At 64.1% G+C, this 2,262-nt stretch carries 2 protein-coding genes; both read right to left on the bottom strand.

Annotated features, from left to right (window positions below):
* Nucleotides 1–102 precede the first annotated feature (102 nt).
* Nucleotides 103–882, bottom strand: a complete 780-nt coding sequence (gene istB, locus ACTQZF_RS09105) for an IS21-like element helper ATPase IstB (protein ID WP_441016565.1) — start codon at nt 880–882, stop codon at nt 103–105.
* Nucleotides 882–2,114: an IS21 family transposase gene (istA, locus tag ACTQZF_RS09110; protein WP_441016562.1), complete on the bottom strand. Its 1,233-nt coding sequence runs from the start codon at nt 2,112–2,114 to the stop codon at nt 882–884. The genes istB and istA overlap by 1 nt, the downstream gene beginning before the upstream one ends.
* Between the last annotated feature and the right edge of the window lie 148 nt (nt 2,115–2,262).

Genomic DNA, 2,262 nt, shown 5'->3' on the forward strand with positions numbered 1-2,262 from the left:
TGTTAACGTCAATGTATTTTTGCCCAATCGCGCCAATTATTTTTGCCCCATCGCGCCAGCTCACGATGTCCAGCCGCACCAATGCAAATTGCCCAATTCTGGCTATTCTTCTTTCATCTTCCTTTCCGTCGGCACGTCCTTGAGCCTGTAGGAGCGGCCGGTTATCTTGATGACGTGGCAGTGGTGGCAGATCCTGTCGGCGATGGCGCTGGCGGCCACCTCGTCGCCGAACACCTTCGCCCATCCCGTTATGCCAACGTTGGTGGTGATGATCGTGGACCGCTGCTCGTAGCGGGTGCTCACCAGCTGGAACAGCAGGTCGGCGCCGCCCTCGTCGATGTCCAGGTAGCCCAGCTCGTCGATGATGAGCAGCTTCGAGTGGGCGTAGTACTTCAGCCTCTTCTTGAGTATCCCCCTGGACTGGGCGTCCTTCAGGTCGTCCACGAGCCTGGCGCAGTCTATGAACCTCACCTCCTTGCCGGCCTTCACGGCCTCTATGCCGATCGCGGTGGCGAGGTGGGTCTTGCCCACGCCGGGGCTGCCCACCAGCAGCACGTTCTCGGCCCTGTCCACGAACCTCAGCGTCGCCAGCTCCTCAACCAGGGGCCTGGGCACGGAGGGCTGGAAGGACCAGTCGAAGTCCGCCAGCGTCTTCACGCACGGGAACCCCGACGAGCGTATCCGCAGCCTCGTGATCCTCTGCGTCCTGGCCTCCACCTCGACCTGCGTCATCTGCGCCACCGCGGAGCAGAAGTCCGCATCGCCCTCCGACACCATCCGCATGTAGTCGGGCAAAAGCGCCGACATCTCGTGCAGCCCCAGCGTCCCCAGGTTGTTCTGTGCCCTCACGTAGGGGCTGGCCTCGATCGCGGGATCCGCCATCACTTTCCTCCCATCCGCCCGAGCAGCTCCAGGTTCGCCCGCGCCTGCTCGCGTATGTCCTCGTCGGCCGCCCAGGCCTTATCCGCCATGGCCTCCACGTAGTGCTCTTCTGTATAATTGATCTTGCTGGCGCCCTGCGCCGCGTCGTGGACCGCGACCAGCTCGCCCGCCACGGTGATGCGGATCTGCCCGCCCGGCATCGTCACCACCCTGGCCTTCCTCCCGATGCACCTGCGGGGCACCGACCACTGCCTGCCGGCGGCCCTGACGAGCATCGTCGGCGGCACCACCTGATCAGAGACGTCGCCGACCATCGATTCCAGCAGGGTCGCGTTGCCTATCGGCTGCAGGAACTCCTTCTCCCGCATGAATAGCGCCGAGGGCGGCAGCCCCGTCGTGTCGTTGGGCTCCGAGTTGCTCCTGGCCTCGATGCGCGCGATGGCCGCCAGCAGCCCGTCCAGGCCCACGAAGTCGCGATCGTAGGCCGAGAGCCTGTTCAGGAAGCGGTTGGCGGACTCGTCCTTCCCCTTGGTCTGGGGGGCGCCCGCCCGGCACAGCTGCAGGTCGAAGCCGGCCTCCTTGGCGAACCGCCACGCCCTCTCGTTCCTGACGCGCCGGCCCGTGGACATGTTGACCAGCGACGACATGTTGTCGGTGAGGCACTCCTGCGGCACGCCGCCCATGAACTTGAACGCGCCCAACAGGCAGGCCAGCAGGTCGTCCGTGGTCCGGGTGGCCGAGTAGGTGAACTTGTGGAGCCTCGAGTACCCCAGGGTCGCGGAGAACACGTTGAACTCGAAGACCTCGCCGTTGGCGTCCACCATGGTGATGCCCTCCTTCCAGTCGAACTGCATCTGGCGGCCCGGAGGGGTCTCGAAGCGGGGGTGCGCGTCCGGTGCGCGCAGCGCGCCGAACGCGATGCCGTTCTTCCTGCAGTACTCGGTGAAGGCGTTGTACCCCGGCAGGCGGGCGTCCGGGTGCCTGTGCAGCAGGAACTCGTGGACGGCCTTCTTCGTGATGCCGGGAAGCTCGGCTTTTGCCTCTATCACCTCCCGGAACGGGTCGAAGCCGCTGCCCCTCGACGCCCTGCCGTCGTCGAGGTCGCCGCCCGCTCGCCAGTATTTGGCCACGGTCTTGCGGCTCATCCCGTGCCTGCGGCCGATCTCGCTGAAGTTGGGCTTGGTGCCGGATTGCCTGTACATGCTCAACTCGCCCATAACGTTCCTTTCCATATCGTCCTCCTCTCGAAAGGTTACTCGAGGGGAGGGTACCTTCGTTGGCGCGGTTGGGCAAAATGCGTTGGCGCTGTTGGCACATCTATCTTGGTGCTATTGGATTTTTACGTTGGTGTAACTGGCCCTTTTTATATTGGCATTAACA

This window comes from Collinsella sp. LCP19S3_H3, assembly GCF_052119145.1.
GTDB lineage: Bacteria > Actinomycetota > Coriobacteriia > Coriobacteriales > Coriobacteriaceae > Collinsella.

Excerpts from the sequence above, each read along its gene's own strand:
- istB (WP_441016565.1), bottom strand. The coding sequence starts at position 882 with ATGGCGGATCCCGCGATCGAGGCCAGCCCCTACGTGAGGGCACAGAAC.
- istA (WP_441016562.1), bottom strand. The coding sequence starts at position 2,114 with ATGGAAAGGAACGTTATGGGCGAGTTGAGCATGTACAGGCAATCCGGC.